This is a genomic window from Actinomadura montaniterrae, assembly GCF_008923365.1.
In the GTDB taxonomy this organism is placed as follows: Bacteria; Actinomycetota; Actinomycetes; order Streptosporangiales; family Streptosporangiaceae; genus Spirillospora; species Spirillospora montaniterrae.
Genome location: NZ_WBMR01000444.1, coordinates 1 through 2298, shown reverse-complemented (window position 1 = coordinate 2298; position 2298 = coordinate 1). Strand labels below are relative to the sequence as shown.

General features: G+C 74.2%; 2 protein-coding genes. Both read left to right on the top strand.

What is annotated here, in order from left to right; all coding sequences use genetic code 11:
* The coding region (locus F9B16_RS50125; RefSeq protein WP_151547301.1) for an ACT domain-containing protein at positions 1-632 on the top strand (632 nt) is incomplete at its 5' end.
* 153 nt (positions 633-785) lie between these two features.
* On the top strand, positions 786-2298 hold a 1513-nt coding region (gene ffh / locus F9B16_RS50120; protein ID WP_225992686.1), incomplete at its 3' end, for a signal recognition particle protein.

The following is a 2298-nucleotide window of genomic DNA, read 5'->3' as shown; positions in this document are numbered from 1 at the left end:
CCCCGCCGCCCGCGCCCGCCCTCGGACCCGACCGGCTCGCCCTCGCCCGCCACGACGGCGCCGCCGTCCGCGTCACCGGCTCCCGCATCACCGTCGCCGCGCCCGACCGGCCCGGCCTGCTCTGGCGCGCCGCCGGCGTCCTCGCCCTGCACCGCCTCGCCGTCCGCACCGCGCGCACCGTCTCGTCCCCGGCCACCGACACCGGCACCGCCGTCCTCGACTTCACCGCCGTCCCCGAGTACGGCGCCCCGCCCGACCCCGCCGCCCTCGAGGCCGACCTGCGCCGCATGCTCGCCGACCGGCTCGACGTCGCCGACCGGCTGGACCGCCGCGCCCGCTCCGTCCGGATCCGGCCGGGCGCCGCCGTCCCGCCCCCGCGCGTCATGATCGTGGACGAGGCGTCCGACACCGCCACCGTCGTCGAGGTCCGCGCGCACGACCGGCCCGGCCTGCTGTGGCGGATCGGCCAGGCCCTCGGCGCCTGCGGCCTGCACATCCGCGCCGCCCAGGTCGACACGCTGGGCGCCGAGGCCGTGGACGTCTTCTACGTCGTCGACGGGGACGGCGCCCCGATCACCGACCCCGCCGCGCTCGCGGCGGTCCGCGCGCGCGTCCTGGACACGCTCGGCTGACCGCCGCCACGGGAATCCGGCCCGGCGGGCCGAGGGGTGGGGCGGCGGATCGGGCGCGGTCCGGCGAGGATCGGCGCGACCGGGCGGGGACCGGCCGGTGACCCTATACGCTGATAGGCGATCCCAGAAGCTTTCCAAGGACGGTCCAGACACGTGTTCGAGACGCTCTCCGACCGGTTGACGACGGTCTTCTCGTCGCTGCGCAGCAAGGGCCGGCTCTCCGAGGCCGACATCAACGCGACGGCCCGCGAGATCCGCATCGCGCTGCTCGAGGCAGACGTCGCGCTGCCCGTGGTCAAGGACTTCATCGCGCAGGTCAAGGAGCGGGCGCGCGGCGCCGAGGTCTCGCAGGCGCTGAACCCGGCGCAGCAGGTCGTCAAGATCGTCAACGAGGAGCTCATCAACATCCTCGGCGGCGAGACCCGCCGGATCCGGTTCGCCAAGACCCCGCCGACCGTGATCATGCTCGCCGGCCTCCAGGGTGCCGGTAAGACCACCCTCGCCGGCAAGCTGGCCCGCTGGCTGAAGGCCGAAGGCCACACCCCGATGCTGGTCGCCGCCGACCTGCAGCGCCCGAACGCCGTCCAGCAGCTCCAGGTCGTCGGCGAGCGCGCCGGCGTCCCGGTCTTCGCGCCCGAGCCCGGCAGCGGCGTCGGCGACCCGGTGGACGTGGCGCGCCGCTCCATCGACCAGGCCCGGCACGCCCTGCACGACGTCGTCGTCATCGACACCGCCGGCCGCCTCGGCATCGACGCCGAGATGATGCAGCAGGCCATCGACATCCGCGACGCCGTCAAGCCCGACGACGTGCTGTTCGTCGTCGACGCCATGGTCGGCCAGGACGCCGTCAACACCGCGCAGGCGTTCATGGACGGCGTCGGCTTCGACGGGGTCGTGCTCACCAAGCTCGACGGCGACGCCCGCGGCGGCGCCGCGCTGTCGGTCCGGCACATCACCGGCCGTCCGATCATGTTCGCCTCGACCGGCGAGAAGCTGGAGGACTTCAGCGTCTTCCACCCGGACCGGATGGCCGGCCGCATCCTCGACATGGGCGACATCCTCACCCTGATCGAGCAGGCCGAGCAGGCGTTCGACGCCGAGCAGGCCGAGCGGATGAGCACCAAGTTCGCCTCGGGTGAGGACTTCACCCTCGAGGACTTCCTCGAGCAGATGATGATGATCCGCAAGCTCGGGCCGATCGGCAACCTGCTCGGGATGATGCCCGGCATGGGGCAGGTCCGCGACCAGATCAGCCAGATCGACGACAAGGACCTGGACCGGATCGCCGCGATCATCCGCTCCATGACCCCGCAGGAGCGCGCCCAGCCGAAGATCATCAACGGCTCGCGGCGGGCCCGCATCGCCAAGGGCTCCGGTGTCGGCGTCGGCGAGGTCAACAGCCTCGTCACCCGGTTCTTCGACGCGCAGAAGATGATGCGGCAGATGGCCGGCGGGATGGGCCTGCCCGGCATGCCCGGAGGCCGCCGCAAGGCCGCCAAGGCCGCGAAGGCCGCCGCCAAGAAGAAGGGCAAGCAGCGCAGCGGCGACCCGCGCAAGCGCGCCGCCGGCGGCAAGCGGCCCCAGGAGCAGGCGCCCGCGGCCGACGGCATGCCGAAGGGGCTGCCGCCCGGCCTCGGCGGCCCCGGCGGCGCGGGCGGCGGCCTGC